This is a genomic window from Streptomyces silvae (assembly GCF_016745505.1).
GTDB classification, from domain to species: domain Bacteria; phylum Actinomycetota; class Actinomycetes; order Streptomycetales; family Streptomycetaceae; genus Streptomyces; species Streptomyces silvae.
In genome coordinates this window covers 16,532-40,976 of the sequence record NZ_JAERUC010000089.1, presented here as the reverse complement: position 1 = coordinate 40,976, position 24,445 = coordinate 16,532, and the positions used below count along the sequence as shown (strand labels likewise).

22 protein-coding genes and 3 pseudogenes are annotated in these 24,445 nt (G+C 71.1%); 13 read left to right on the top strand and 12 right to left on the bottom strand.

Going from position 1 to position 24,445, the window contains the following annotated elements; genetic code table 11:
- Positions 1–67: 67 nt before the first annotated feature.
- Entirely contained in the window at positions 68–370 is a 303-nt protein-coding gene (locus JKV81_RS13840) for a DUF2087 domain-containing protein (protein ID WP_129260081.1), read from the bottom strand.
- Positions 371–500: 130 nt separating this feature from the next.
- Here JKV81_RS13840 and JKV81_RS13835 point away from each other — a divergent pair, with 130 nt between their 5' ends.
- From JKV81_RS13835 to JKV81_RS13825, 3 genes are all read left to right on the top strand, one after another.
- Positions 501–1,475, top strand: coding sequence for an acetylxylan esterase (locus JKV81_RS13835; protein ID WP_129260241.1), 975 nt, complete (start codon positions 501–503; stop codon positions 1,473–1,475).
- A gap of 91 nt (positions 1,476–1,566) precedes the next feature.
- The gene (locus tag JKV81_RS13830; RefSeq protein WP_236056552.1) at positions 1,567–2,793 is read left to right on the top strand and encodes a Gfo/Idh/MocA family protein; all 1,227 of its coding nucleotides are present in this window, start codon (positions 1,567–1,569) and stop codon (positions 2,791–2,793) included.
- The gene (locus JKV81_RS13825; RefSeq protein ID WP_129260080.1) at positions 2,790–3,719 is read left to right on the top strand and encodes a DUF6807 domain-containing protein; all 930 of its coding nucleotides are present in this window, start codon (positions 2,790–2,792) and stop codon (positions 3,717–3,719) included. The genes JKV81_RS13830 and JKV81_RS13825 overlap by 4 nt, the downstream gene beginning before the upstream one ends.
- Before the next feature lie 191 nt (positions 3,720–3,910).
- On the opposite strand, the gene JKV81_RS13820 is transcribed toward JKV81_RS13825, so the two are convergent.
- Positions 3,911–4,354, bottom strand: coding sequence for a nitroreductase family deazaflavin-dependent oxidoreductase (locus JKV81_RS13820; RefSeq protein ID WP_129260079.1), 444 nt, complete (start codon positions 4,352–4,354; stop codon positions 3,911–3,913).
- 322 nt (positions 4,355–4,676) lie between these two features.
- Between JKV81_RS13820 and JKV81_RS13815 the strand changes: the two genes are divergently transcribed.
- Positions 4,677–6,038, top strand: a complete 1,362-nt coding sequence (locus JKV81_RS13815) for an FAD-dependent oxidoreductase (protein ID WP_129260078.1) — start codon at positions 4,677–4,679, stop codon at positions 6,036–6,038.
- A gap of 136 nt (positions 6,039–6,174) precedes the next feature.
- On the opposite strand, the gene JKV81_RS13810 is transcribed toward JKV81_RS13815, so the two are convergent.
- Positions 6,175–7,059 carry an MFS transporter gene (locus tag JKV81_RS13810; protein WP_202076118.1) on the bottom strand — a complete coding sequence of 295 codons (885 nt, stop codon included), beginning with the start codon at positions 7,057–7,059 and terminating at the stop codon, positions 6,175–6,177.
- A gap of 96 nt (positions 7,060–7,155) precedes the next feature.
- Between JKV81_RS13810 and JKV81_RS13805 the strand changes: the two genes are divergently transcribed.
- The 3 genes from JKV81_RS13805 (at position 7,156) to JKV81_RS13795 (ending at position 8,656) form a co-directional block, all read left to right on the top strand.
- Positions 7,156–7,776, top strand: coding sequence for an L-threonylcarbamoyladenylate synthase (locus tag JKV81_RS13805; RefSeq protein ID WP_124279331.1), 621 nt, complete (start codon positions 7,156–7,158; stop codon positions 7,774–7,776).
- 110 nt (positions 7,777–7,886) lie between these two features.
- A complete protein-coding gene (locus JKV81_RS13800; RefSeq protein ID WP_129260076.1) occupies positions 7,887–8,078 on the top strand; it encodes a DUF6381 family protein in 192 nt (63 codons plus the stop codon).
- 188 nt (positions 8,079–8,266) lie between these two features.
- Positions 8,267–8,656, top strand: a complete 390-nt coding sequence (locus JKV81_RS13795) for a DUF2267 domain-containing protein (protein ID WP_124279467.1) — start codon at positions 8,267–8,269, stop codon at positions 8,654–8,656.
- 9 nt (positions 8,657–8,665) lie between these two features.
- Here JKV81_RS13795 and JKV81_RS13790 read toward each other — a convergent pair whose 3' ends face one another.
- A complete protein-coding gene (locus JKV81_RS13790) occupies positions 8,666–9,673 on the bottom strand; it encodes an LLM class flavin-dependent oxidoreductase (RefSeq protein WP_202076117.1) in 1,008 nt (335 codons plus the stop codon).
- Positions 9,674–9,745: 72 nt separating this feature from the next.
- Entirely contained in the window at positions 9,746–10,132 is a 387-nt protein-coding gene (locus JKV81_RS13785; protein WP_129260074.1) for an ArsR/SmtB family transcription factor, read from the bottom strand.
- A 116-nt stretch (positions 10,133–10,248) separates the two neighbouring features.
- Between JKV81_RS13785 and JKV81_RS13780 the strand changes: the two genes are divergently transcribed.
- From JKV81_RS13780 to JKV81_RS13770, 3 genes and pseudogenes are all read left to right on the top strand, one after another.
- On the top strand, positions 10,249–12,294 hold the full coding sequence (locus JKV81_RS13780; protein ID WP_202076115.1) for a heavy metal translocating P-type ATPase: 2,046 nt from the start codon (positions 10,249–10,251) through the stop codon (positions 12,292–12,294).
- Between the two features lie 132 nt (positions 12,295–12,426).
- Positions 12,427–13,881, top strand: a pseudogene (locus JKV81_RS13775) (basic amino acid/polyamine antiporter).
- A 70-nt stretch (positions 13,882–13,951) separates the two neighbouring features.
- Positions 13,952–15,217 (top strand): arginine deiminase, encoded by a 1,266-nt coding sequence (locus JKV81_RS13770; RefSeq protein ID WP_202076113.1) that lies wholly within the window; start codon positions 13,952–13,954, stop codon positions 15,215–15,217.
- 44 nt (positions 15,218–15,261) lie between these two features.
- Here JKV81_RS13770 and JKV81_RS13765 read toward each other — a convergent pair whose 3' ends face one another.
- On the bottom strand, positions 15,262–16,152 hold the full coding sequence (locus JKV81_RS13765) for an endo alpha-1,4 polygalactosaminidase (protein WP_372444148.1): 891 nt from the start codon (positions 16,150–16,152) through the stop codon (positions 15,262–15,264).
- Positions 16,153–16,186: 34 nt separating this feature from the next.
- A complete protein-coding gene (locus JKV81_RS13760; protein WP_129260071.1) occupies positions 16,187–16,606 on the bottom strand; it encodes a winged helix-turn-helix transcriptional regulator in 420 nt (139 codons plus the stop codon).
- A gap of 98 nt (positions 16,607–16,704) precedes the next feature.
- Between JKV81_RS13760 and JKV81_RS13755 the strand changes: the two genes are divergently transcribed.
- Positions 16,705–17,574 (top strand): alpha/beta fold hydrolase, encoded by an 870-nt coding sequence (locus tag JKV81_RS13755; protein ID WP_129260070.1) that lies wholly within the window; start codon positions 16,705–16,707, stop codon positions 17,572–17,574.
- 28 nt (positions 17,575–17,602) lie between these two features.
- Here the strand turns inward: JKV81_RS13755 and xynA are convergent.
- The 4 genes and pseudogenes from xynA to JKV81_RS13730 form a co-directional block, all read right to left on the bottom strand.
- Positions 17,603–18,289, bottom strand: a pseudogene (gene xynA / locus JKV81_RS13750) (endo-1,4-beta-xylanase XynA).
- 296 nt (positions 18,290–18,585) lie between these two features.
- Positions 18,586–19,506 (bottom strand): adenosine kinase, encoded by a 921-nt coding sequence (locus JKV81_RS13740; protein WP_202076120.1) that lies wholly within the window; start codon positions 19,504–19,506, stop codon positions 18,586–18,588.
- 139 nt (positions 19,507–19,645) lie between these two features.
- Positions 19,646–21,025, bottom strand: coding sequence for an alpha-amylase (locus JKV81_RS13735; RefSeq protein WP_129260069.1), 1,380 nt, complete (start codon positions 21,023–21,025; stop codon positions 19,646–19,648).
- A gap of 166 nt (positions 21,026–21,191) precedes the next feature.
- Positions 21,192–21,977, bottom strand: a complete 786-nt coding sequence (locus JKV81_RS13730) for an IclR family transcriptional regulator (protein ID WP_129260068.1) — start codon at positions 21,975–21,977, stop codon at positions 21,192–21,194.
- 174 nt (positions 21,978–22,151) lie between these two features.
- On the opposite strand from JKV81_RS13730, the gene JKV81_RS36820 reads away from it, so the two are divergent.
- Both JKV81_RS36820 and JKV81_RS13725 read left to right on the top strand, forming a co-directional pair.
- On the top strand, positions 22,152–22,235 hold the full coding sequence (locus JKV81_RS36820; RefSeq protein ID WP_360365201.1) for a putative leader peptide: 84 nt from the start codon (positions 22,152–22,154) through the stop codon (positions 22,233–22,235).
- 322 nt (positions 22,236–22,557) lie between these two features.
- Positions 22,558–23,935: pseudogene (locus JKV81_RS13725) on the top strand (hypothetical protein).
- Here the strand turns inward: JKV81_RS13725 and JKV81_RS13720 are convergent.
- Positions 23,922–24,407 (bottom strand): winged helix-turn-helix transcriptional regulator, encoded by a 486-nt coding sequence (locus tag JKV81_RS13720; RefSeq protein WP_129260067.1) that lies wholly within the window; start codon positions 24,405–24,407, stop codon positions 23,922–23,924. The pseudogene JKV81_RS13725 and the gene JKV81_RS13720 overlap by 14 nt on opposite strands.
- Between the last annotated feature and the right edge of the window lie 38 nt (positions 24,408–24,445).

Below are 24,445 nucleotides of genomic sequence, written 5' to 3'. Positions count from 1 at the left end.
TCCGCAACCGCGCAATCAGGGATGAAACAACGGGACGAAAACACCCTCTCACGGATGCGGTCGCATCTCACGCGTGAGAAGGAGCCCCGTGCGAAGGAGTCCCCCGCCGGTAGCTGCTGCCGTCCCGGGGCCGCTCCAGCAGGCCGGCCACCACCAGGTAGCGGCGCAGGGCCGAGCAGTCCTCGTGCACCGTGAGCAGCGCGTCGTTGACCTCGCGCTCGGTGTAGACGCGGTCGCGCTCGAAGAGTGTCTGTGCGAGGTGCACCAGCAACTGCTCGCGGCGGGCGGCCTTCCGGGGGATCGCCGTCAGGCGCCCGCCTGAGAAGAGGGCGGCCACCTGGTGCGAACTTCGGGGTTCCGTATGGGACATGCACGGAGCCTCGCAGGAGGTCATCGGCCCGGCAACGTCTTTTCCCACGATTCGAGCGCTTGTTGACGTTCGGGCGGACCGTCGTACGGTGTGACCATTCACTCACGCTCATGACATGAGGCGGTTCCGCATGGCCCTGTTCGACCTCCCCCTCGACGAACTGCACACCTACCGCAGCCGGTCGGTGGAGCCGGAGGACTTCGACGCGTTCTGGTCGGCCACGCTCGACGAGGCACGGACGCACGACCTGGACGCCCGCTTCGAGCGGCGTACGGACACCGGGCTCGTCACGGTCGACGTGTACGACGTCACCTTCGCCGGCTTCGGCGGCCACCCGGTCAAGGGGTGGTTCGTGATACCCGCCGGGACCACCGAACCCCTGCCGGTGGTCGTGGAGTTCATCGGGTACGGCGGAGGGCGCAGCCTGCCCCACGCCCATCTGCTCTGGGCCTCGGCCGGCCTGGCCCACTTCGTGATGGACACCCGGGGCCAGGGCAGCGGCTGGGCCCCGGGCGACACCGCCGACCCGGTCGGCTCCGGCCCGTCCCTGCCCGGATTCATGACCCAGGGCATCGAGGATCCGGCCACGTACTACTACCGCAGAGTGATCACGGACGCCGTACGCGCGGTGGAGGCGGCCCGTTCGCATCCGCTGGCCGACGCGTCCCGCACCGCCGCGATCGGTGCGAGCCAGGGCGGCGGGCTGGCCTTGGCCGTCGGCGGGCTGATCCCGGACCTGGCGGCCGTCGCCCCGGACGTGCCGTTCCTCTGCGACTTCCCCCGGGCGACCCGGATGACCGACCGCAAGCCGTACCGCGAGATCGGTGATTACCTCAAGACGCACCGGGGCCGCGCCGAGCAGACCGCCAGGACGCTGGCCTACTTCGACGGGGTCCACTTCGCCGCGCGAGGGCGGGCACCCGCCCTGTTCTCCGTGGCCATGGAGGACCTGACCTGCCCGCCGTCCACGGTGTTCGCCGCCTTCAACGCCTACGCGCACCCCGAGAAGGAGATCGAGGTGTACGACTTCAACGACCACGAGGGCGGCGGCCCGTTCCAGCACGCCCTGCAGCTCACACGGCTGCCGCGGCTGCTGAAGGCCTGACGCACGCGCGCGACCCGGACCCCTTGACCCGCCTCGCGCGCGGAGCCTAGGTTTCCCGGGAGAAAGCGCTTGCTATCCGGTGAGCGCCCCGATGTCTCCGCCTGAAGGGGTGTTTGTCACGACCAGCCATCCTTCGCACCGGAAGCCGGTGCGGGTCGCGATCGTCGGCACGGGTGCGATCGCGCGCGGCAGTCATCTGCCCGCGCTGACCGCGCTCGCCGCCGGGCAGCCGCTGGAGATCGTCGCCGCCGTCGATGTCGACGCCGCGGCGGTCGAGGCGTTCTGCGCCGAGGCGGGGATCACCCACCCGTACACCGATCTCGACCGGATGCTGGCCGAGCAGCGCCCGGACCTGGTCACGCTCGCCACCCCGCCCCGGTTCCACCGCGACCAGACCGTGGCCGCGCTGCGCGCCGGGGCGTGGGTGTGGTGCGAGAAGCCGCCCTGCCCGTCACTGGAGGACTTCGACGCGATGGAGGCGGCGGAGGGTTCCGGTGACGGCCCGTACGCGGCGATCGTGTTCCAGCACCGCTTCGGTTCGGGCGCCCGGCATGTCCGGGAGCTGCTCGCCGGCCGGGCCATGGGCAGGCCGCTGGTGGCCCACTGCCAGACCACCTGGTACCGGGACGAGGCGTACTACTCCGTTCCCTGGCGGGGCAGTTGGAGCAGCGAGGGCGGTGGCCCCACGATGGGGCACGGCATCCACCAGATGGATCTGCTGCTCGACCTGCTGGGCCCGTGGGCGGAGATCCGCGCGATGGCGGGGCGGCTGGTGCACGACGTGGAGACGGAGGACGTCTCGACCGCGCTCGTACGCTTCGAGAACGGCGCCGTGGCCACCGTCGTGAACAGCGTGCTCAGCCCGGACGAGGTCAGCCGTATCCGGATCGACTGCGAGCGTGCGACGGTCGAGCTCACCCATCTGTACGGGCATCGCAACGCGGACTGGCGCATCACACCGGCCCCCGGGGTCCCACCGGAGGAGGCGGATGTCTGGCGGGACTTCGGACCTGATGTGCCCAGCTCGCACGAGGCGCAGCTGACGGGCCTGCTGGAGGACCTGCGGGCCCGCCGCAGGCCGCGGAGCAGCGGGGCGGACGGACGCAAGAGCCTGGAGCTGGTCGCCGCGCTGTACAAGGCGGCCTTCACCGGGGCAACCGTACGGGCGGGCGAGATCGGCCCCGGCGATGCGTACTACGGCGCGCTGCACGGCAACGCTCCCGGCTGGGCGCCGCAGCCGGCGGACCGGGCCGCGGATCGGCCGGCTGATCGGTCGACGGCGCGGCCGGTGGAGCAGCCCGCGGAGGCACCGGCATGACGAAGGCAGTGGACCTGGTCCACCGGCACGGCGAGCACCTCTCCGTCATCGCGTCGGAGAGCGGCGTGGAACTGCTGCGTTACGTCTACCGGGCCGAGGGCGCGTGGGAGGCCCCGAAGCCGTACATCCACCCCCTGCGCACATTGTCCGGCCAGGTGGTGACCGGATACCGGCCCAACGACCACCGCTGGCACAAGGGTCTGCAGATGACAGCCTCGCATCTGTCGGGCGCCAATCTGTGGGGCGGCAACAGCTATGTGCACGGCGAGGGGTACCGCGCCCTGCCCGAGCGCGTCGGTTCCATGGCGCACGCCGGCTTCGACGAGGTCTCGGTGCACGACGGCGGGGCACGTTTCGCGGAGCGGCTGACCTGGCACCCGCGCAGTGGCGAGCTCTGGGCCGAGGAGACGCGCCGTATCGAGGTCCACGACGTCGACGCGGTGACCGGGAGCTGGGCGCTGACCTGGTCGTCCGCGGTCACCAACCGGCGCGGCGAACCCCTGCGGTTCGGCAGTCCCACGACGCACGGCCGCCCGGACGCCGGATACACCGGTCTGTTCTGGCGGGGGCCCCGCGCCTTCCGGGACGGGCGGATCATCGGCCCCGACGGCGAGGGGCCGGACCTGATGGGGCGGCAGGCGCCCTGGCTGGCGTACGGCGGCGAGCACGACGAGGCCGACGGGCACGCGACGCTCGTCTTCGTCCACTCCCCCGGGAACGACCACTCGGGTGCGGGCGGCGCGCATCCGGCGCACTGGTTCGTGCGCGCCTCCCCCTATGCGGCGGTCGCCCCGTCCTTCGCCTTCCACCAGGAGTTGGTGCTGGACCCGGGGGCGACCCTGACGCGGCGCTACCGGGTGCTGGTCGCCGACGGGGCCTGGGACCGGGAGCGGATCGCCTCCGCGGTCGGCGGGCTGTCCTGGTAGCGGGCTTGGGGGCCTGCCGACGGGCTTAGGGCCTGGTAGCGGGCTTCGGGCCTGCCGGCGGGTTTCTGGCTGCCGGCGGGTTTCGGGGCCCGCGCCGCACCTCGTGGCCGGGACGGTCCGTGCGGCGTACGGACCCGTCGGGCCGGCCGGCTCACCCGCGGGACCCGGCCGGTCCGGTCACGGCGTCCGGCTCAGCTCTTCCCGGCCGGGGCGAGGACGAAGACCGGGATCTCGCGGTCGGTCTTGGTCTGGTAGTCGGCGTAGTCGGGGAACGCCTCGACGGCACGCTCCCACCACCGGGCCTTCTCCTCGCCCGTGACCTCGCGAGCGACCATGTCCTGCTTCAGAGTGCCGTCGCGGAGCTCCACCTCGGGGTCGGCCTGCACGTTGTAGTACCAGACGGGGTGCTTGGGCGCGCCGCCCAGCGAGGCGACCACGGCGTACTCGCCGTCGTGCTCGACCCGCATGAGAGGGGTCTTGCGGACCTTGCCGCTCTTGGCGCCACGCGTCGTCAGAAGGATGACGGGCATGCCGCGCATGGTGGTCCCCTCCGTTCCGCCGGAGCTCTCGATGAGCTCGACCTGCTCACGGACCCACTGCGTCGGGCTCGGCTCGTACTCGCCCTCGATCGGCATGACACATGTCCTCTCGTCGGAGTGCTGCGGTCGTGCGTCCATCATGGCTCCGCCGCGGACCGGGGGCGCGCAGGGACACCGGCGTACAGCCTGCCCGCCACCCCTCGTCTCATTCCCTGGAACCCCATGAGACGACTGGAGAGAAATCCGTTCACAGAAACCGGACCTCTTCAAGCCCATACGTCCCTTTATTTCCGATATATGCACTCGCCCCACTCCAGGGGCTTCCGCGCACAGGCCGTACCGTGGGGGCAGCGGAGTAAGCCAAGCCTTACCCCGCTGCACTCTGCCCGTGCTCGTCCGCCCTAAGGAACATCACTCCATGACACGCCCCGTCCGCGTCGCCATCGTCGGAGCCGGTCCTGCCGGAATCTACGCAGCGGACGCGCTTCTCAAGTCCGAGGCCGCCCAGGAGCCGGGCGTATCGATCGACCTGTTCGAGCGCATGCCCGCCCCCTTCGGTCTGATCCGGTACGGAGTCGCTCCCGACCACCCGCGGATCAAGGGCATCGTCAAGGCCCTGCACCAGGTCCTGGACAAGCCGCAGCTGCGACTGTTCGGCAATGTCGACTACCCCAACGACATCGGCCTGGACGACCTGCGGTCCTTCTACGACGCCGTGATCTTCTCCACCGGCGCGGACGCCGACCGCGCGCTCGACATACCGGGGATCGAGCTCGAGGGCTCCTACGGTGCCGCCGACTTCGTCGCCTGGTACGACGGACACCCGGAGGTCCCGCGCACCTGGCCGCTGGAGGCCGAGAAGGTCGCCGTGCTGGGTGTCGGCAACGTGGCCCTGGACGTCGCGCGCATCCTCGCGAAGACGGCGGACGAGCTCCTCCCGACCGAGATCCCCGCGAACGTCTACGACGGTCTCAAGGCGAACAAGGCGCTCGAGGTGCACGTCTTCGGGCGACGCGGGCCGGCCCAGGCGAAGTTCAGCCCGATGGAGCTGCGCGAGCTGGACCACTCGCCGAACATCGAGGTCATCGTCAACCCCGAGGACATCGACTACGACGAGGGCTCGATCGCCACGCGGCGGGAGAACAAGCAGGCCAACATGGTCGCCTCCACGCTGGAGAACTGGGCGATCCGGGACGTCGGCGACCGCCCCCACAAGCTGTTCCTGCACTTCTTCGAGTCCCCGGTGGAGGTCGTCGGCGAGGACGGCCGCGTCGTCGCCCTGCGCACCGAACGCACGGAGCTGGACGGCACGGGCAACGTGAAGGGCACGGGCCGCCACACGGACTGGGACGTGCAGAGCGTTTACCGCGCGGTCGGCTACTACTCGGAGGAGCTCCCGAAGCTGCCCTTCGACGTGGTCTCCGGCACCGTCCCGCACGCTGCCGGGCGCGTACTGGCCGGCGACGAGCCGATGCCCTCGGTGTACGTCACCGGGTGGATCAAGCGCGGTCCGATCGGCCTGATCGGGCACACCAAGGGCGATGCGAACGAGACCGTGGCCTGCCTGCTGGAGGACCACGCCGCCGGACGGCTGCCCGTCCCCACGCAGCCGGGCGCCGACGCGATCGTCGACTTCCTGGAGCAGCGCGGTGTCCGCTACACCACGAAGGAAGGCTGGCACCGACTGGACGCCCACGAGCAGGCGCTCGGCGCCGAGCAGGGCCGTGAGCGGATCAAGGTCGTCGAGCGCGCGGCCATGCTGGACGCGTCGGGAGCCTGACCACCGACAGCCCCTTCCGCGCCCCGGTGCCCCTCCTCGCGAGGGGCACCGGGGCGCGGTGCGTCCGGGGGCTGGACCGGCGCCCCGCGTTCACGGACCGAGGGCGGGTACCGAGGGCGGGCCCATGGACGGACGCTCACGCGGCGGGAGCCCTGCCCTTCGCGGCCCCCGGACCGAACCAGAGCACGAGAGGCACCAGGATCGCCGCCACGGTGGTGAGGGAGGCCCAGACGAAGACCGAGGAGATGGTGTCCGCGGCCCCCTGGCCCGCCCCGGCGAACGGGATGAGCAGCAGGGCCAGTCCGACGGAGCCTCCGATGGTGAGTGCCGTCTGCAGGACACCCGCCGTGATGCCAGCGTGCTCGGCCGGGGCGGTGGCGAGGATGACCGTGTTGAACGGGACGATCGCCACGCCGACCCCGGTCCCGATGAGCACGATCTGGGGCAGCACCCCGGCCGCGTACGTGCTGTCCCCGTCCAGGAGGGTCAGCCAGGCGACCCCGGCGAGGACGACGACGAGGCCACCCATGGCACGGATCCTGAGGTCCACCGTGGAGACGAAACGGGTCAGGCCCTGCGTGGTGAGCAGCAGCGCGACACCGAAGGGCAGAATCGCCAGGCCGCTCCGCAGCGCGTCGAGGCCCTGGACGTTCTGCAGGTACTGGACCAGGGAGACGAGGAAACCGGTGAGCACCGCGGCGAGCAGCAGCAGCCCCGCGAAGGCGCCCGCCAGCTCCCGGTCGGCGAAGACGGCCCCGGGGCCTGGGCGTCGTCCCAGTGCCGGAAGCGTGGCGGCCCGTCGCCGGGCAGATAGCTGAACACGTCGCGGCCCGAGTCGTCGACGCCGAGATGGCGCGGGGCTCCGGCGAACCCGCGCCGCTCGTAGAGGTGGAGCAGATCGGCGACGAAGGGCGAAGCGTCCGTGGCGGGGCGCCGGACGGTGTCGCCCACGCGGACCACCGCCGTCGTCACCCGGCCTCCCCGCAGGGGGACTTCCACTTCCTCCGCCTCCTGTGCGCACATGACTTCACTCTCCCCCCGCCGGACGGATGCGACCGGTGCACGCCCCGCACGCCGTAAGCGGAACGCGATCGGCCCGAGGCCGTAGACTCGCCGAATGGCCAAGTACTTCGATGTGCACCCCGAGAACCCCCAGCGCCGCACCATCACCAACGTGGCCGAGAGCATCCGGTCCGGCGCGCTCGTCGCGTATCCGACCGACTCCTGCTACGCCCTGGGCTGCCAGCTGGGCAGCCGCGACGGGATCGACCGCATCCGGTCGATCCGGAACCTCGACGACCGCCACCACTTCACCCTGGTGTGCCAGAACTTCTCGCAGCTCGGCCAGTTCGTCCAGATCGACAACGACGTCTTCCGTGCGATCAAGGCGGCGACACCGGGGAGTTACACCTTCATCCTCCCCGCCACCAAGGAGGTGCCGCGGCAGCTGCTGCACCCCAAGAAGAAGACCGTCGGCGTCCGGATCCCGGACCACACCGTCACCCAGGCCCTCCTGGCCGAGCTCGGTGAGCCGCTGCTGTCCAGCACGCTGCTCCTGCCGGACGAGGAGGAGCCGCTGACGCAGGGCTGGGAGATCAAGGAGCGCCTCGACCACGTCGTGGACGTCGTGCTCGACTCCGGCGACTGCGGCACCGAGCCGACCACCGTGATCGATTTCTCCGGCGGCGAGCTGGAGGTCGTACGACGGGGAGCCGGCGACGTGTCCCGGTTCGAGTAGCGGACCGCCCGCACGGTCACTCCGCGCTTCCGGCGTCCTCGCTGAGATGCGCGCACCCCCGGGTGCCTGGTTCGGTGGAGGGGTCCGCTCCGCCCAGCCAGGGAGTGATCATGAGCGAGTCGGAAGACGTCCGCAGCCGCCTGAAGCAGATGCGCGGCCGGGCCGAAGATCTCGAGAAGGCCGCCGAGCAGGCCACCGATCCTGAGGAACGCCGTCGCCTCCAGGACGAGGCACACCAGCTCGAATCCCGGAGCGTGCAGGTCAGCGGCATGGCCAGCGGCGACATCTACCCCATGGAGTAGCCCGGGCCCCATGGTTCCCCGGACCGCGGGCCCGGTCTCCGTTTGCCGTCACCTGGATGGCGTGTTAACACCGGAATTGAGGTGACATGCGGTGGATGCGCGGAGGGCGGGGCACGGGCTTCCCCTCCCCCGCCCCGCTCTCCGCTCCGGCCGCGTCCGCGCTCCGTGAAGGGGAACTCGTGACGTACATGCGATGGCAGCCGTTCCTGGAAGCCGTCCAGGAACGCGGCGAATATCCATCGGGCCTGGAAGCGGAGCGGGCGTCCCGCGTGGTGCTGGCCCTGCTCGGCGCGCATCTGGTCGGTGAGGAGCGGAACGAGCTGGCAGCCCGGTTGCCGGAGACGTTCGCACTGATCCTCCTGAACCCGCTGCAGGCCGCCGAACCGCTCAGCTCCGAGCGGTTCGTACGTGCCGTGTCGGCCTGGATCGAGGGAGCGAACGAACAGACGGCCGCCTGGGACACGAGCGCAGTTCTCAGCGTGGTGGCCGATGCCGCGGGCGAGGAACTGCTCCAGCGCCTGCTTCTGCAACTGCCCCCGGGGTACGACCTCTTGTTCGGCCATCCCTCCGCCGGCTGACGGCCGGCGTCAGCCGAGGCCCGCGATCCCGGCGAGCCGCCGCATCGAGTCCACCAGCGCCTCACGGTCGTACGTACTGGTGGTCACCAGCACCTCGTCGGCGCCGGTCTCCTTGAGGACCAGCTCCAGCCCGGCCGCCACCGTGTCCTCGGTGCCCGCCAGATGTCCGCGTACGCCGCTCTCGAAGAGGCCCCGTTCCTTCTCCGTCATGGTCAGCGCCTCGATCCGCTCGGCCGGCGCCAGCGGCGGGAAGGAGCCATGGGTCCGCGAGTACGCCATGGCCCAGGCCTCCGGGACCAGCAGCCGGCGCGCCTCCTCCTCGGTCCCGGCGACGGCGACGGTGCCCGCCACGATCACATAGGGCTCCGGGCTCCACGCGGAGGGGCGGAAGCCGCCGCGGTAGCGCTCGACCGCCCGTATCAGCTTGTCCCGGCCCCGGAGATCGCCGATGACGAGCGGCAGGCCCGCGGCGGCGGCGATGTCGGCGCCTTCCCCGGTCGCCAGGACGTACGGGGGGATGCGCAGCCCCTCGGCGGGGCGGGCGTGGACCTGAGGATGGGCCTGCTGGGTGCCGTCCAGCCACCCGAGGAGTTCCGCGAGCTGCGCGGCGAACGCGCCGGCGTCCTCCTTGTCCCGGCCCAGGGCTCTGCGGATCCCGTCGGTGAAGCCGACCGAACGCCCGAGCCCCATGTCGATCCGGCCGGGGAAGAGCGAGGCGAGCACCCCGAACTGTTCGGCCACGACGAAGGGCTGATGGTTCGGGAGCATCACACCACCGGTGCCCACCCTGATGGTGCTGGTCGCCGCCGCGACGGCGGCGGCCAGCACCGTGGGCGCCGAACCGGCCACGCCGGGCACGCTGTGGTGCTCGGACACCCAGAAGCGGTGGTAGCCGAGCGCCTCGGCCGTGCGCGCCAGAGCGACTGTGTCCCGCAGCGCCTGCGGGCCGTCATGGCCCTCCCGGGTACGGGAGCGGTCGAGGAAGGAGAACCGGGTCGATGCGATGGAAGAGCTCACGCATGGTTCAACGCCCCTGGCGCACCGGGATTCCCGCCCGCGCCCGCGCGCTCGGCGCCAAGCGTCCGGCGGTCAGCGGCGTGTGGCCGCCGCGGTGATCTCGGCTGGCGTGTCACGGAGCCCCAGACGCAGGTGCTCGACGTGGTGGAGCGCCTGGTCGAGGAGTTCGGCGACATGATGGTCGTACAGGGCGTAGACGATGGAACGCCCCCGGCGCTCCCCCGCGACCAGTCCGAGGTTCCGCAGGAGACGCAGCTGGTGGGAGCAGGCGGAAGGCTCCATCTCCACCGCTTCGGCGAGATCACCGACCGCGCAGGGGCCCTCCTGGAGGCGCGCCAGGATCCGCAGCCGGGAGGGCGTGGCCAGCGCCTGGAGGGTCTCGGCGACCCGCGTCGCCCCCACGGCGTCCAGGCGCTCGCGGGTGGTGGCGGTCGTCTGCTCGTCGCGTCCATGACCCATGGTGCTCATTCTACGGATGACACCTGGGACCCACGGGTGACACATGAAGACCTGTTCATATGTTCCTGTACGGTGAGGGAGTCGTCGTCCCGCCACCCATGAGGGGTCGTTCCGTCATGCCCGCTGGTGTCCTCCCGCGCCCCTCGCGCACCACTCCCTCCCCCGCCGACGGGATCCCCCGGCGCCGCACGCGCGCCCTCGCCCTGACCGAGGCCCGCTGGGCGGGTGCGGCCCTGACGCTCTTCCTGCTCGCGCTCCCACTGGATCTCACCGGCGCCCCCGGCTGGACATGGGGCCCGCTGTACGCCCTCGTGTACGCCGCCGGGGGCTGGGAGCCGGCCCTTTCGGGGCTGAGGGAGCTCCGGGAGAAGGTCCTGGACGTGGACCTGCTGATGATCGTGGCGGCGCTCGGCGCGGCCTCGATCGGGCAGGTGAGGGACGGGGCGCTCCTGATCGTCATCTTCGCCGCCTCCGGCGCGCTGGAGGCGCTGGCCACCGCGCGCACCCAGGACGCGGTCCGCGGACTCCTCGACCTGGCCCCGACCACCGCCTCCCGCATCGCGGCGGACGGCGGCGAGGCGAGCGTCGCGACGGGGGATCTCGTGGTCGGGGATGTGATCAGGATCCGGCCGGGCGAGCGGGTCGGGGCGGACGGCCGGGTCCTCGACGGAGCGAGCGAGGTCGACCAGGCCACCATCACCGGCGAACCACTGCCCAGGGTGAAGGAGCCGGGGGACACCGTCTTCGCCGGGACGCTGAACGGCACGGGCACGCTGAGGGTAGCCGTGGAGCGGGACGCGTCCGCATCGGTCATCGCCCGGATCGTGGCCATGACCGAGGAGGCGTCCCGGACGAAGGCACCCACCCAGCTGTTCATCGAGAAGGTCGAGCAGCGCTACTCGCTGGGCATGGTGGCCGCCACCCTGGCCGTCTTCCTCGTACCCCTCCTCCTCGGTGGCGACATGACGGACAGTCTGCTGCGCGCCATGACGTTCATGATCGTGGCCTCGCCCTGCGCCGTGGTGCTGGCGACGATGCCGCCCCTGCTCTCCGCCATGGCCAACGCGGGACGCCACGGTGTCCTGGTGAAGTCCGCCGTCGTCATGGAGCGTCTCGGGCAGGCCGACGCGGTGGCCCTGGACAAGACAGGCACCCTCACGGAGGGCACTCCGCGGGTCACCCGTGTCCTGCCTCTGGCCGGGTCCGGGCTGACCGCCGACGCGCTGCTGACCCTGGCGGCCGCCGCCGAGCACCCGAGCGAGCATCCGCTGGCCCGCGCCGTGGTGAACGCCGCCCAGGAGGCCGGGCTGCCCCTGCTCCCGGCCACGGGGTTCACCTCGGCACCGGGCACCGGCGTCGCGGCCACCGTCGGGGGCCACCGGATCGCGGCCGGTTCACCGGAGCGGCTCCTGCGCGACCCCGCAGCACCCGATGCACCCGATGCACCCGAAACAGCCGAGGCGGCAGCAGCGGTCGCCGGGCTGGAGGAGACCGGCTGCACCGCGGTGCTCGTCCTGCGGGACGGCGTGCCGGCCGGGGTCCTGGGCCTCACCGACCGCATCCGGCGCGACGCCGCGGCGACCGTCGCCGCCCTGGCCCGCCTCACCGGCGGCTCGCCCGTGCTGCTGACCGGCGACCATCCGCGCGCCGCGGCCCGGCTGGCGGCCGAAGCGGGCATCACCGATGTCCGGGCGGGGCTCCTCCCCCAGGACAAGGCAGCCGCCGTTCGCGAACAGGAGCAGGCGGGGCGCAGGGTGCTGGTCGTGGGCGACGGAGTCAACGACGCGCCCGCGCTGGCCGCCGCGCACATCGGGATCGCGATGGGCCGCGCGGGCTCCGATCTCGCGCTGGAGACCGCGGACGCCGTCATCATCCGTGACGAACTGGCCACCGTGCCCGCGGTGGTGGCCCTGTCCCGTGCCACGCGCCGACTGGTGGCGCAGAACCTGACCATCGCCGGTCTGTTCATCTCCGTACTGGCCGTCTGGGATCTCGCCGGTCATCTCCCGCTCCCGCTGGGCGTTCTGGGGCACGAGGGCTCCACCGTCCTGGTCGGCCTGAACGGTCTCCGGCTGCTGCGCGCATCGGCCTGGCGGCGCGCCGCCGGCCAGGGCGGCGCCGGGCCGTCCGGGAGTGCCCTGACTGCCACCGCCATCGACTGAGCCCCCGTCAGCACAGCGCCTCCGGCTCCGCGGCGGCTCCACGCGACCCGCCGCCACCGCGATCCCCTTTCCTCCGTTACGTCCTGTTTGACGTTAAAGTTCCCTCGTATCTGCATCACATGAGGGGACGAGATGACCAGCTCCCGATCCGGCACCGACGTCCCTCAAGGCCCCACCACCGCGGTGAAGATGTCACTGCTCACGCTGACCACCATGGTGGTGGGCTCGATGGTGGGCGCCGGGGTGTTCTCCCTCCCGTCACGCTTCGCGCAGGAGACGGGTGTCGCGGGGGCGCTGATCGCGTAGGCGATCGCCGGTACGGGCATGCTGATGCTCGCGTTCGTGTTCCAGACCCTGGCCGTCCGCCGGCCCGACCTCGACGCCGGTGTCTACGCCTACGCCAGGGCCGGGTTCGGCGAGTACCTGGGGTTCTTCTCCGCCTTCGGCTACTGGGCCAGCGCCTGCGTCGGCAATGTGACGTACTGGGTGCTGATCACCTCGACCGTCGGAGCGGTCTGGCCCGCCCTCGGCGATGGCGACACCGTCCTGGCCGTCATCGTGTCCACGGCCGGTCTGTGGGCCTTCTTCCTCCTCATCCGGCGGGGCGTGAAGGAGGCGGCGGCCATCAACAGGGTGGTCACCGTGGCCAAGGTGGTCCCGATCATCGTCTTCGTCATCCTCGCCCTGTTCTTCTTCGACGCGAAGGTGTTCGCGGACAACTTCGGCGGCGCCGACTACGCGGGCTCCCTGTTCAACCAGGTACGCGGCACCATGCTGGCCACCGTGTTCGTCTTCCTCGGGGTGGAGGGCGCCAGCGTCTACTCGCGCCACGCGAAGCGCCGGGAGGACATCGGGAAAGCCACCGTCCTGGGTTTTCTCAGTGTCTTCGCCGTCTTCGCGTCGGTCACCATCGTGTCGTACGGCATCATGCCGATGGCCGAGATCGCCGACCTCCGCCAGCCCTCCATGGCGGCGGTCCTGGAGGAGGCGGTCGGGACCTGGGGGCAGGTCTTCGTGAGCGTGGGCCTGATCGTGTCCGTGCTCGGGGCCTATCTCGCGTGGACCCTGATGGCCGCGGAAGTCCTCTTCGTCGCCGCCAAGGACGACGACATGCCGCGCTTCCTCCGCCGCTCCAACTCCGCCGACGTACCCGTGCCCGCGCTGCTGATGACGACGCTGCTGTCCCAGGTCGTCCTGGTCATCACCTACTTCTCGGACGACGCGTTCAACTTCGCCCTCGATCTGACCAGCGCCCTGTCCCTGATCCCGTTCCTCCTCGCCGCGGCGTTCGCGGTGAAGATCATGGTGCGCCCCGACGAGCTGACCAAGGGACGGGGTCACGGGCGCTATCTGGTCGTCAGTGTCGTGGCGACGCTCTACACCGCTTTCCTGCTGTTCGCGGCCGGGCTGAAGTTCGTCCTGGTCTCCTTCATCGTCTACGCCCCCGCCACGATCCTGTTCGCGATGGCCCGCAGGGAACAGGGCCGCCGGGTCTTCTCCCCCGCCGAGCTGGTGATCTGCGCGGTCTCCGTCGCCGGAGCCGTGGTCGGGGTGATCGCCCTGGCCGCGGGCTGGATCAGCCTCTGACGGTCCCTCTCCCCACCCCGCACGGCCCTCCATGAGCAGGTGCCGTGGCCCCCGACCGAAAGGCAGCTTCATGACGAACGCATCCGCCGCGGGCGCCGGCCCGGCGCTCGGCGTCCATTCCGAGGTCGGCCGGCTGCGCAAGGTGCTGGTCTGCGCGCCGGGCCTCGCGCACCGCCGGCTGACTCCGAGCAACGCCGGTGACCTGCTCTTCGACGACGTGATGTGGGTGGACAACGCCCAGCGGGACCACGCCGACTTCGTCGATCAGCTCCAGCAGGCAGGTGTCGAGGTGGTCGAACTGCACGACCTGCTGGCCGCGACCCTCACGGACCCCGCGGCCAAGGCGTGGCTGCTCGACCGCAAGATCACCGCCAACGAGGTCGGCCTGGGGCTCGTCGATCCGACCCGCGCCTTCCTGGAGTCGCTGGACGTACGCACGCTGGCGGAGTACCTGATCGGCGGCATGGCCACCGCGGACCTGCCGGATGCCTACCGTTCCGGCTATCTCGCCCTGGCCCGCGAGTCGACGGGGGTACGCGAATACCTGATGCCGCCGCTGCCGAACACCCTGTACACCCGCGACACCACCTGCTGGCTGTACGGAGGCGTGACGCTGAACCCCCTGTACTGGCCGGCGCGCCACGACGAGACCCTCCTGATGAAGGCGGTCTACCGCTTCCACCCGGACTTCTCCGACGCCACGGTCTGGTGGGGCGATCCCGAGGTGGACTGGGGCCAGGCCACCTTCGAGGGCGGTGACATCATGCCGGTGGGCAAGGGTGTCGTCCTCATGGGAATGAGCGAACGCACCTCACGGCAGGCCATCACCCAGGTCGCCGCGTCCCTGTTCAGGCAGGGGGCGGCCGAACACGTCGTGGTGGCCGCGATGCCGAAGCTGCGGGCGGCCATGCACCTGGACACCGTCTTCACCTTCGCCGACCGCGACATCGTCACCGTGTACCCGAAGATCATGGACGCGGTCCACACCTTCTCCCTCCGCCCGGGCGACGGTTCACCCGGGGTGGAGGTCATCGACGAGGGGACGCGCCCGTTCACCGAGGTGGTCGCCAGGAGTCTGGGCCTGCCCGCCCTGCGCGTGATCGAGACGGGCGGCGACGTGTACGCCTCGGAGCGTCAGCAGTGGGACAGCGGGAACAACGCCGTCGCCCTCGAACCGGGGGTCGTCTTCACGTACGACCGCAACACCCAGACCAACGACCTGCTGCGCGCGGCGGGCGTCGAGGTCATCACGATCGTGGGGGGCGAGCTGGGCCGTGGCCGCGGCGGCGGGCACTGCATGACGTGTCCGCTGATCCGCGAGCCGGTGGACTTCTGAGCCCCCGCCCGGCCGCGGATGCCCGTGGGGCCCGCGGCCGGGGCTCAGCAGGTGCGGCGTACGTACCCCTTCTCGCCGGCGGGGAGCACGTCGAGGTCGCGCAGGACGAGGGAGATCCTGTCGCCCCACGCGGAGCATGCCTCGTCGAAGTCCACGTCACCCTCGCCCTCGTACTCGATCGCGAAGACCCGGTCGTCGTACGCGTCGGCGTAGGCACCGCACTCGTCGAACTGGGCGCACTCCTCCGTCACCGCGAAGTCGAAGCCGATCTCGTCGTGCCGGTCGAGGAGGTCGGTGGTGTTCTTCTGCCCGATCGCGAGTCCGGCGCTGTGGGCGCGTGCGGCCAGTGCCCCCGCGAAGGCTGCGTTGTGATTCTGCGTCAGCTTGCCCTGCGAGCGTTCGAAGGAGTCGAGGTTGTCGGGCTCGACCGCCTGGAAGCCGCTCTCCGCGCACCCGTCGATCCAGCCGCCGACGATCTCCGCGAGCTCGGTGCGGTTGGCGGCCGTCGAGGTGTCCAGGAGGACCTCGTCCCAGCCCTCGTCGATGATCAGCTCACCGTCGTCGTCGCGCAGCAGCAGGCCGGGGTGTTTGTCCTGCCACCAGCTCAGTGCGCCGGGCTGTGTCTGGAATGCGTTGACGTAGCAGACGTTGTAGAGGCCGGGGGCCGGTTCGTCCTCGCGGTCCCGGGAGACCGCCCGCACCCCTTCGGGCGGCGTGTAGCCCTCGCCGATCTGGTAGTCGAACTCCATGCCGGCGGTCGGCAGGAGCACGTCGGCCGCCCGGGTCGGCTGCCCGGATCCGGCGGTGCCGGGCGCTCCCTCCGCGACGGAGCAGCCCATCAGCACTCCCGCTCCTACGACGGTGGCGAGGGCCGCCACCAGGCAGGCCGCCACGCGCCCACGGCGGAAGGACAGGGAAAGGGGGCGGGTGTTCACACGTGCTCCAGGTGTCGGGGATCCGGAAGAGTATCTACGTATCCTCCGTCACCGTGTCGGCGAGCTGCTGCGCCCGGTCGATCTCGGCCATGTGCTCCTCGGCCCACCGGCGTACGGCCGCCAGCGGGACCTCCAGCGACAGTCCGAGGTCGGTGAGGCCGTAGTACACGCGCGGCGGGACGGTGCCCTCCACGCGCCGGCTGACGAGCCCGTCGCGGCACAGGGCCTGCAGCGTGACCGACAGCATCTTCTGCGAGACGCCCGCCATGCGCCGCTGCAGTTCGGCGAAGCGCACCTCGTCCGGTGAGGCTTCCGCCAGCACCTTGACGGCCATCGAGGTCCACTTGCCTCCGATCCGGTCGAGAAGCCGCCGGGTCGGGCAGAGAGGGTCGAACAGATCACCGCGGGCGCCCTCTTCGGGCGTCCGTGCGGTCCGTGGGGTACGGGGGGCCACCTGGAGCTCACCACCTGGGATGAAAGTGCGGTCTTGGCCGGTCCAGAGTAGTTACCTATCGTTGTGTTGTCACCATTGGTAACCACCGGAAGGCCGACATGTCCGTACCTCCGATCTCCTCACCGGCGGGCCCAGCGCCGGAGCCCCGGCTGCACCGGGTCGGCGTCGGCGGCGTCGAACTCAACGTGGCGACCGCCGGGACCGGCCCGGCCGTGCTGCTGCTCCACGGGTTCCCGCACACCTGGCGGCTGTGGACCCACGTCATGCAGGACCTGGCCGGCCGGTACCGGGTGATCGCACCCGACCTCCGGGGTCTCGGCGCGAGCACGCGAGCCGCGGACGGCTACGACCCCGGGACCCTCGCCGAGGACTGCCTCGGGCTGCTGGACGCGCTCGGCGAGGCGTCGGCGTCCGTGATGGCCATCGACGCCGGTGTCCCGCCCGCCTTCCTGATGGCCATGCGCAGCCCCGGGCGCGTCCGCCGTCTGGTGCTCATGGAGTCGCTGGTGGGCACCCTGCCCGGCGCGGAGCGGTTCCTGGCCGGAGGGCCGCCCTGGTGGTTCGGCTTCCACTCGGTTCCCGGCCTGGCCGAGACCGTGCTGCGGGGCAACGAAGCGGCCTACATCGACTGGTTCCTCGACGCGGGCACTCTGGGGCAGGGCGTCGGAGGCGAGTTCCGTGACGCCTTCGTCGACGCGTATTCCGGTTCCGAGGCCCTGCGTTGCGCCTTCTCCTACTACCGCGCCATGCCCACGGGCGCGCGGCAGATCCGGGAGGCCGTGGAGGCCGGCCGGCTGTCCGTGCCCACGATGGCCGTCGGCGCCCAGCCGGTGGGGAACGCGCTCGAACAGCAGTTGCGGCCCGTCACCGACGACCTCACCGGCCACCTCGTCGAGGACTGCGGCCACATCATTCCGCTGCACCGCCCGGAGGCGCTCCTGCGCCTGGTCCGCCCGTTCCTCGTCTGAGACGGTGTCGGGCCGGTTCATGGGGACGTCAGCTCACCGAGATGTTGGAGCTCCCGCTGCTCTGGTAGCCCTCCGTCGCCATGATCATGTAGTAGTTGAAGCTGCCCAGCGGCATCCCGTAGCGGGCCCACGCGTCGAAGTGGTTGCCGGCGGTGATGCTCCCGCCCGTCCGCTTCGACTGGCGGACGCTCCAGTACTGGTTGAAGGTCTTGGTGCCTTCGACGGACGGGGCGTTGACCCGGGTCGTCTGGTAGACGTCGTACGTACCGCCGTCGCTGGTGACCGTGCCCTTGTACGTCCCTGTGGGCCGGTAGGTGCCCCAGTTGTCGACGATGTAGTACTCCACGAGCGGGTTGGCGGTCCACCCGTAGAGGATCAGGTACGCATTGCCGGACGGGTTGAAGCTGCCGGAGTAGTTCACCGTCCGGCGTGCGCCGTTGGCCCAGCCCTTGCCTGCGACGAAGTTGCCGCAGTTGGTCCACGAGGTGCCGTAACTGCCGCCGGACGCCAGGTTCATGGAGACCGAGCCGCCGCCGTCGGTCCAGAACGAGTATTAGTAGCCGTTGTTGGTGCCCGTCTGGTTCGTGGTGATGACCGTGTCGGCGCGGGCCGTGCCAGGCAGCATCAGTCCGGACGTCGCCAGCGCCAGGGCGCCGGCCCGGCCGATGAAGCCTCTGCGGCTCACCGGTCGGATGGGGGTGTTGTCCTTGGTCACGCTTCCTCCTTGTGACGGCGTGCGGGCAGCCAGGGAGCACGTGGGCCCTACGGCCCTGGCGATGCCGACAGTGTTGAGCCGCACCCGTCAACAGTTTCCGCACGGATTGCAAAACTCTCGACCCTGCCCGGAGTGCACCGATCAGTAATATCCGCAGGTCCAAGCCAACTTTCGCCACACCGTGCGGAGTTGACCGAATGGAGTCCCGAATTCCTGGGGCGTATTCGCACTGCAGATTCTCGAAAGTTTCGAACTTCTTTCGGATCTCCGCACCGGCCACAGCCGCCGCGATCGGGCTAGAGCGTGCGGTCCTTCTCCACCTCGGCGACCCGGGCGAGGAGTTCCTCCCGGCCGATGGCATCGGTGCGCGTCGACGGCACGGTGCACGCGTAGGCGCCGGCCACGGTTCCGTACAGGGCGCAGCGCCGGGGGTGTTCGCCGTCCAGCGTGCCGAGGAGGAAGGCGGCGGCGAAGGCGTCGCCCGCGCCGTTGGAGTCCACCACCGGGACGGGCGGGGTGACGGCGGGCGTGTGCGTCAGCTCGTCGTCGTACAGGAGGTACGAGCCGTCGGCGCCCGCGGTGGCGACGACGGTCCGGGCCCTCCCCCGGGCGGCGATGTCCCGCAGGGTGCGCTCGGGATCGTCCAGGTCCGTGGTGGACAGGAAGACCAGGTCCGCCTGGAGGGCGAACGCTTCGTGGTACCGGTCGGTGCCGTCCCAGTTGTGCAGGTCGGTGGAGATCGTGACACCGGCCTCGCGGAGCACCGGCAGTGCGAGGGCGCACGGCTGGGTGATGACCACGTGGGCGTGGCGGGCGGCGTCGGCGAGCTGACGGACGGCCGGCTCGTCGAACCGGTCCGTCTCCCGTGAGCGGGTGGCGTCGTACAGGGAGAGCCGGCGCCCGTCAGGTCCGACGAGGTTGACCGCGCGCTTGGTGCCGCCCGGCGCGGGGACGGCGGTGAGCGGGATGCCCCGGTCGCGGTGGAGGGCGCGGACCAGGTCTCCTTCGTGGTCGTCGCCGATCATGTCGAGGTGGCGCGTACGCAGGCCGAGGGCGTGGAGCCCGAGCGCGACGAAGTCGCCGCTCTGCCCGGCGCGGGTCTCGATGCCTGGCCGGATCATATAGCTGTCGGCGAAGGGGAGCGGGAGTTCGGGGACGTGGACGATGGTGTCCACGCCCGCACCGCCCAGGACGAGAACGTCGGTCTGCTTGCTCATGAAGGCGGTCGTGTTGCTCATGAAGGTGGTCGTGCCTCTCTGTTCGGGGCGTCGGGGCGGCGCCGCTCCCACGCAGGACGCGCAGGACGGAGAGGACTCCGCCCTGCGCGTCGTACGTCCGTGCTGTCGTCCGGGACTGTCAGCCGGCCTGGGCTCCGGTGTGCAGTGCCAGCGCGCCGCGGGCCGGCACCGTGGCCTGGACGGTGCCGTCGTCGCCGACCGTGACGGTGTTGCCGTCGCAGTCGTCCGGAGAGGCCGCGGCGACGTTGCAGTAAGTGCCTGCGGGCAGGGAGGTCGTGAAGGTCTCCGTCAGGGCGTCGTCCGCGTTGTTGAGGGCGACGAATCCCTTGTCGCCACGGCCGAAGGCGAGCGCGCTGCCTCCGTTGTCCCACCAGTCGGTCAGCTCGGCCGAGCCCACGGCGTTACGGAAGCCGACCAGGCCCGTGATCGTCTGCTGGGCGTGCGTGTCCGTCCAGCCGTCGGCGCCGCTCGGCGGGCCCGCGTCCGCGTCGGACCACTCGTAGCCGGAGTACACGTTGGGCGAACCGTACGGCGAGGCGAGCATGAACACGTTGGCGAGGGTGTAGGCGGCGCCGTCCTTGTAGGTCAGTGTCGAGCCGTTGCGTTCGGTGTCCCAGTTGTCGACGAACGTACGGGCCGAGGCGCTGCCCAGCTTGCCGTCGGCGACGGCCTTCAGCTGCGCGATGCCGCCGCCCTGGAAGGCGCTCTTGAGGTGGCCCCCGTACCGGAATTCGTCCACGTCACCGATCTCGGTGTACTCCTCGGGCTGGACGGCTTCGCCGCCGCCCTGGATCACCTCCGAGACCCAGAACCCGGGGTCGCTCATCCTGCCCTTGATGGCGGCGACGTCGTCGGCCGCCATGTGCTTGGCGGCGTCGATGCGGAAGCCGTCGACGCCCATCGACCGCAGGTCGTCGAGGTAGGCGGCGATGGTGGAGCGGACCTCGTCCTTGCCGGTGTCGAGGTCGGAGAGCCCCACCAGTTCGCAGTTCTGCACGTCGCCGCGGTCGGTGTAGTCCTTGATGGCGGTGCGGCAGGTGTGGAAGTCGGCGTCCCCGAAGTACCCGGGGTAGTCGTACTTCGTGTAGGCGGTTCCGCCGGTGCCCGTGCCGGAACCCGCGGCCATGTGGTTGATGACGGCGTCGGCGATGACCTTGACCCCTGCGGAGTGGCAGGCGTCCACCATGGCGGCGAACGCGTCACGGTCTCCCAGACGGCCGGCGATCTTGTAGCTGACCGGCTGGTAGGAGGTCCACCACTGGTCGCCCTGGATGTGCTCGGTGGCGGGGGACACCTGCACGTAGCCGTAACCGGCGGGGCCGAGCTGGTCGGTGCAGGCGGACGCCACGTCCGCGTACGGGCGCTCGAACATGGTGACGGTGACGGTCTTCTCGCCGGGCGGTGTCGCCTGCGACTGCCAGGGCGCGAGCGTGGTGAGGCCTGCGACGGTCAGGACTCCGGCCAGTGTTCCGCCGATGAGACGGGATCGGTGCTGCATGTGCGGCTCCTTCGACGACAGGGCACAGCTGTGCCCTCGAAGACAGCCACGCGCCAGGCTGCCGTGGGGGGAACGTGTGGAGCCTGCCGCTCCGCCTGGCCGTCGTCAAGGATTTCTGCAAGCTCTTTCAGATTCTTACGCAAACCCCTTCCGCCGTCTGCTGCTGTCAGTTGACCCGCTCCGGGTCCGGCGAGGAGGAGGCCGACGGCAACAGTCCGGCGGCCTTCCGCAGCGCCACGGCGTGCCGGGCCAGCTCGGACTCACCGCCCCGGTCCGCGGGCATGGACGCCATCAGGGCGAGCCGGTCACGCCAGCTGTTTCCGGCCAGCGGGACGGCGACGGTGTTCATCCCCGGCACCGACTCACCGACACTGTCGGCGCGGCCGAGGGTGCGGATTCCGGCCAGTTCGGAGAGCAGGGCGGTACGGGAGACCAGGGTGCGGCCGGTGAGGCCGGGGAGCCGTTCCTCCGGGTAGAGGGCGCAGACCTGTTCGGTGGTCAGCTGGGCCAGCAGCACCTTGCCCGCCGAGGTGGCGTGGGCGGGGTGGACCCGGCCGGTCTCCAGTACGGCGCGCACGGGGTGGGGCGATTCCCGGCCATCCGTGATGATCACCTGGTCGCCGAGCAGGGCGGCGGTGCCGACCGTCTCCCCGGTGGCGGTGGCGGCCTCGTCCAGCACCGCTTGGACGCGGGCCCGGATCTCGGGGCCGTAGCCGGCCGGGCGGCCGAGGGTGACCAGTTCGGGGCCCGCGACGTAGCCCCGCCCTGAGGTGTCGCGGGTGGCGAAGCCGCGCGACTCGAGGGTGCTGAGCACGCGGTGCGCGGTGGAGCGGGCCACCTCCAGTTCCCTGGCGGCGTCGGTGACGGACAGGGTGTCGTGGGTGAGGAAGAGGCGCATCAGGCGCAGCCCGGTGTCCAGCGACTCGATGATGTAGCTCTTGGGGTCGGCCACGGGGCGGGTCCTCTCGGTCGTGTCACGGGGGCCGTGTTCCTGGTGCGGCGCCCGGCACCCATGATTCCGCTCCCGCCGGGTGCCGCGAGCCGTTCCGTACGGGCCGCTTCGAGCTGTTCCGGCACGTGGGACCGCCCTTGACCGAGGGTCAGCCGTACTGCTTGGATCACCCGCATGAAGCGCTGCCAGGAGTTCACGCGACGACGCCATGTCGATCTCGTGCGAACCGCCGGCGCGCTCTGTCTCCGCACAGGCTGACATCTGCGGGCGGGCCGCTCCGCATCCGCTTCCCCGCCGCCGCCCTCCGGCCTCGGCCGTGAACGCGCGGACGCCCCAGCTGTCCGGTGCCCTTCTCCGACGGCCGCGCGCCGTCGTACCCGTCGCTTCCTCCCCTGCCCGTGGGGCCGTCGGCGTGCCCTGGAAGCGGGGTGACCGGCGACCCGCGCGCCCCCTCCTGCCCTCCTGGTACGTCCGTACCGGAAAGGACCGTACTGCCGTGTCCCTCTCCTCCACTCCGCACAGGTCCGCTCGCTGGAGAACCGTCGGCGCCGTCCTCGCGGCGCTCGCCCTCGGCTGCGCCGTGCCCGCCTCGGCCGTCTCCCCCGCGTCGTTCGGCCCGACGCCTCCTCATAACCCGTACGCGGGTCCTGACGGCACCGCCACCATGCACGGGGACACGGGTTCCTCGGACACCACCCCGCTGGCCGGGCCCGGGGCGGGCACGCTCTCATCCTCACGCACCGCACTGGCCTCGGCGTGCCCGACCGTCCTGGTGGGGGCCGACGGTTACCCGGTCGCCCTCTGCACCCCGATCTTCGGCCAGGTGCCCACGGTCCATCTCCTCGACCCTGCCGACGGGTCCTCCCTGACCACGCTGAAGCTGACCAAGGGGTCGCTGCTGGGCGGTGTCTACGCCTATATCGACGACCAGGACCGGCTGGTCGTCGCCGACGGCAGCCGCAGCCTGCTGCGGGTCGGACACCATCGGAACGGCGAAGGTGACTGGACCCTGAGGGTCGACCGGAGCCTGTCGCTGGCCTCCGTCATACCGGAGGGCGACGCGGTGACCGGGCTCGCGCCCGACTGGGACGGCCGCGTCTGGTTCGCCACCGGCGGAGGCGTGGTGGGCACCGCCGACGACTCCACCGGCACGGCGTAGGCCCTCACCCTGCCCGCGCGAACGCGTCGCCAACAGCATCTCCACGGCCCCCGAGGGCATCGCGGTGACCACCACCCACGCCACCTATCTGCTCGCCTCGGAGGGCGGTGCGCCGAAGATCCTCTGGCGCAAGGCCTACAACCGCGGGTCGGCCCGTAAGCCCGGTCTGCTGAGCTGGGGCAGCGGGTCGACGCCCACGTTCTTCGGCCCGTCCGGGGGCACCGAGTACGTCGCCATCGTCGACAACTCCGACACCGCGGCCAACCTGAAGGTGTATCGCACGGCCGACGGTTCGGACGTCTGCTCGGTCCCGGTCCTGAAGGCGGCGAACGGCCCAGGCAGCGAGAACTCCCCGGTGGGCGTCGGCCGCAGCGTCTTCGTCGCGGGAACCTACGGCTATCCGTACCCCGCCGTCCCCGAGGGCGCGGGGACCAGTGTGCCCGCCTCAGCCGACTTCGCGGGCGGTCTGTCCCGGGTGGACGTACGGGCCGACGGGTCGGCGTGCTCGCTCGTGTGGGACAACGCCCTGCGGTCCGCCGCCGTACCGAAGCTGTCGACGGCCGACGGCCGGCTCCACACGGTGGTGCGCGACCCGCTGATTCCCGGCACCAAGGGGACCAGCCTGCTGGACCCGTACCGCTATGTGCAGATCGACCCCGACAGCGGGCAGATCACCCGCTCCGCGAAGGTCGGGGTGGGATCGCTGTACGACACCTTGCAGATGGCGGGCACGATCGCGCCGGACGGCGCCTATCTCCAGGGCACCGTGACCGGGGTGCTGCGTATCACCGCGCAGTGACCGTCCGCGGCGGGCGGGCGAGCTCCCCGCCCGCCGCGGAAGCCGCACGGGAATCCGCGGAGTTCTCGTTCCCTCCGGGAGGCCGGGCGTCGTACTGCCCCCGGGCGTTCTCGATGTCCTGGCCGTGCTCCACGCCCCACTCGGCCAGGGCGGAGACCGGAATCATCAGGGACGCGCCCAGGGAGCTCAGCGCGTACTCCACCGTGGCCGGCACCGTGGGGTGGACGGTGCGGGTCACGAGGCCGTCCCTCTCGAGGGTGCGCAGGGTGCGGGTGAGTATCCGCCGGCTGATGCCCTCGACCGAGCGATGCAGCTCGTTGTAGTGCCGGGGCTCCTGGCCCAGGAGCACGACGATCAGCACACTCCATTTGTCGCCCACCCGGCGCAGCACGTCCGTGACGGGGCAATGCCCGTGCTCCTCGGAGGTGACGGGTGACCCCAGATCGACATCCAGCGCGGCGGGAACATTCATGTGCCTTCTCCCCTTCGTTCTCGGCCTCGTCCAAGGTG

Bases quoted from the DNA above. Each gene is read 5' to 3' on its own strand.
- JKV81_RS13780 (WP_202076115.1), top strand. From the start codon at position 10,249: ATGCCCGCTGGTGTCCTCCCGCGCCCCTCGCGCACCACTCCCTCCCCC.
- JKV81_RS13835 (WP_129260241.1), top strand. From the start codon at position 501: ATGGCCCTGTTCGACCTCCCCCTCGACGAACTGCACACCTACCGCAGC.
- JKV81_RS13785 (WP_129260074.1), bottom strand. From the start codon at position 10,132: ATGGGTCATGGACGCGACGAGCAGACGACCGCCACCACCCGCGAGCGC.
- JKV81_RS13830 (WP_236056552.1), top strand. From the start codon at position 1,567: ATGTCTCCGCCTGAAGGGGTGTTTGTCACGACCAGCCATCCTTCGCAC.
- JKV81_RS13795 (WP_124279467.1), top strand. From the start codon at position 8,267: ATGCGATGGCAGCCGTTCCTGGAAGCCGTCCAGGAACGCGGCGAATAT.
- JKV81_RS13805 (WP_124279331.1), top strand. From the start codon at position 7,156: ATGGCCAAGTACTTCGATGTGCACCCCGAGAACCCCCAGCGCCGCACC.
- JKV81_RS36820 (WP_360365201.1), top strand. From the start codon at position 22,152: ATGAAGCGCTGCCAGGAGTTCACGCGACGACGCCATGTCGATCTCGTG.
- JKV81_RS13840 (WP_129260081.1), bottom strand. From the start codon at position 370: ATGTCCCATACGGAACCCCGAAGTTCGCACCAGGTGGCCGCCCTCTTC.
- JKV81_RS13825 (WP_129260080.1), top strand. From the start codon at position 2,790: ATGACGAAGGCAGTGGACCTGGTCCACCGGCACGGCGAGCACCTCTCC.
- JKV81_RS13815 (WP_129260078.1), top strand. From the start codon at position 4,677: ATGACACGCCCCGTCCGCGTCGCCATCGTCGGAGCCGGTCCTGCCGGA.
- JKV81_RS13820 (WP_129260079.1), bottom strand. From the start codon at position 4,354: ATGCCGATCGAGGGCGAGTACGAGCCGAGCCCGACGCAGTGGGTCCGT.
- JKV81_RS13770 (WP_202076113.1), top strand. From the start codon at position 13,952: ATGACGAACGCATCCGCCGCGGGCGCCGGCCCGGCGCTCGGCGTCCAT.
- JKV81_RS13755 (WP_129260070.1), top strand. From the start codon at position 16,705: ATGTCCGTACCTCCGATCTCCTCACCGGCGGGCCCAGCGCCGGAGCCC.
- JKV81_RS13720 (WP_129260067.1), bottom strand. From the start codon at position 24,407: ATGAATGTTCCCGCCGCGCTGGATGTCGATCTGGGGTCACCCGTCACC.
- JKV81_RS13740 (WP_202076120.1), bottom strand. From the start codon at position 19,506: ATGAGCAAGCAGACCGACGTTCTCGTCCTGGGCGGTGCGGGCGTGGAC.
- JKV81_RS13800 (WP_129260076.1), top strand. From the start codon at position 7,887: ATGAGCGAGTCGGAAGACGTCCGCAGCCGCCTGAAGCAGATGCGCGGC.
- JKV81_RS13735 (WP_129260069.1), bottom strand. From the start codon at position 21,025: ATGCAGCACCGATCCCGTCTCATCGGCGGAACACTGGCCGGAGTCCTG.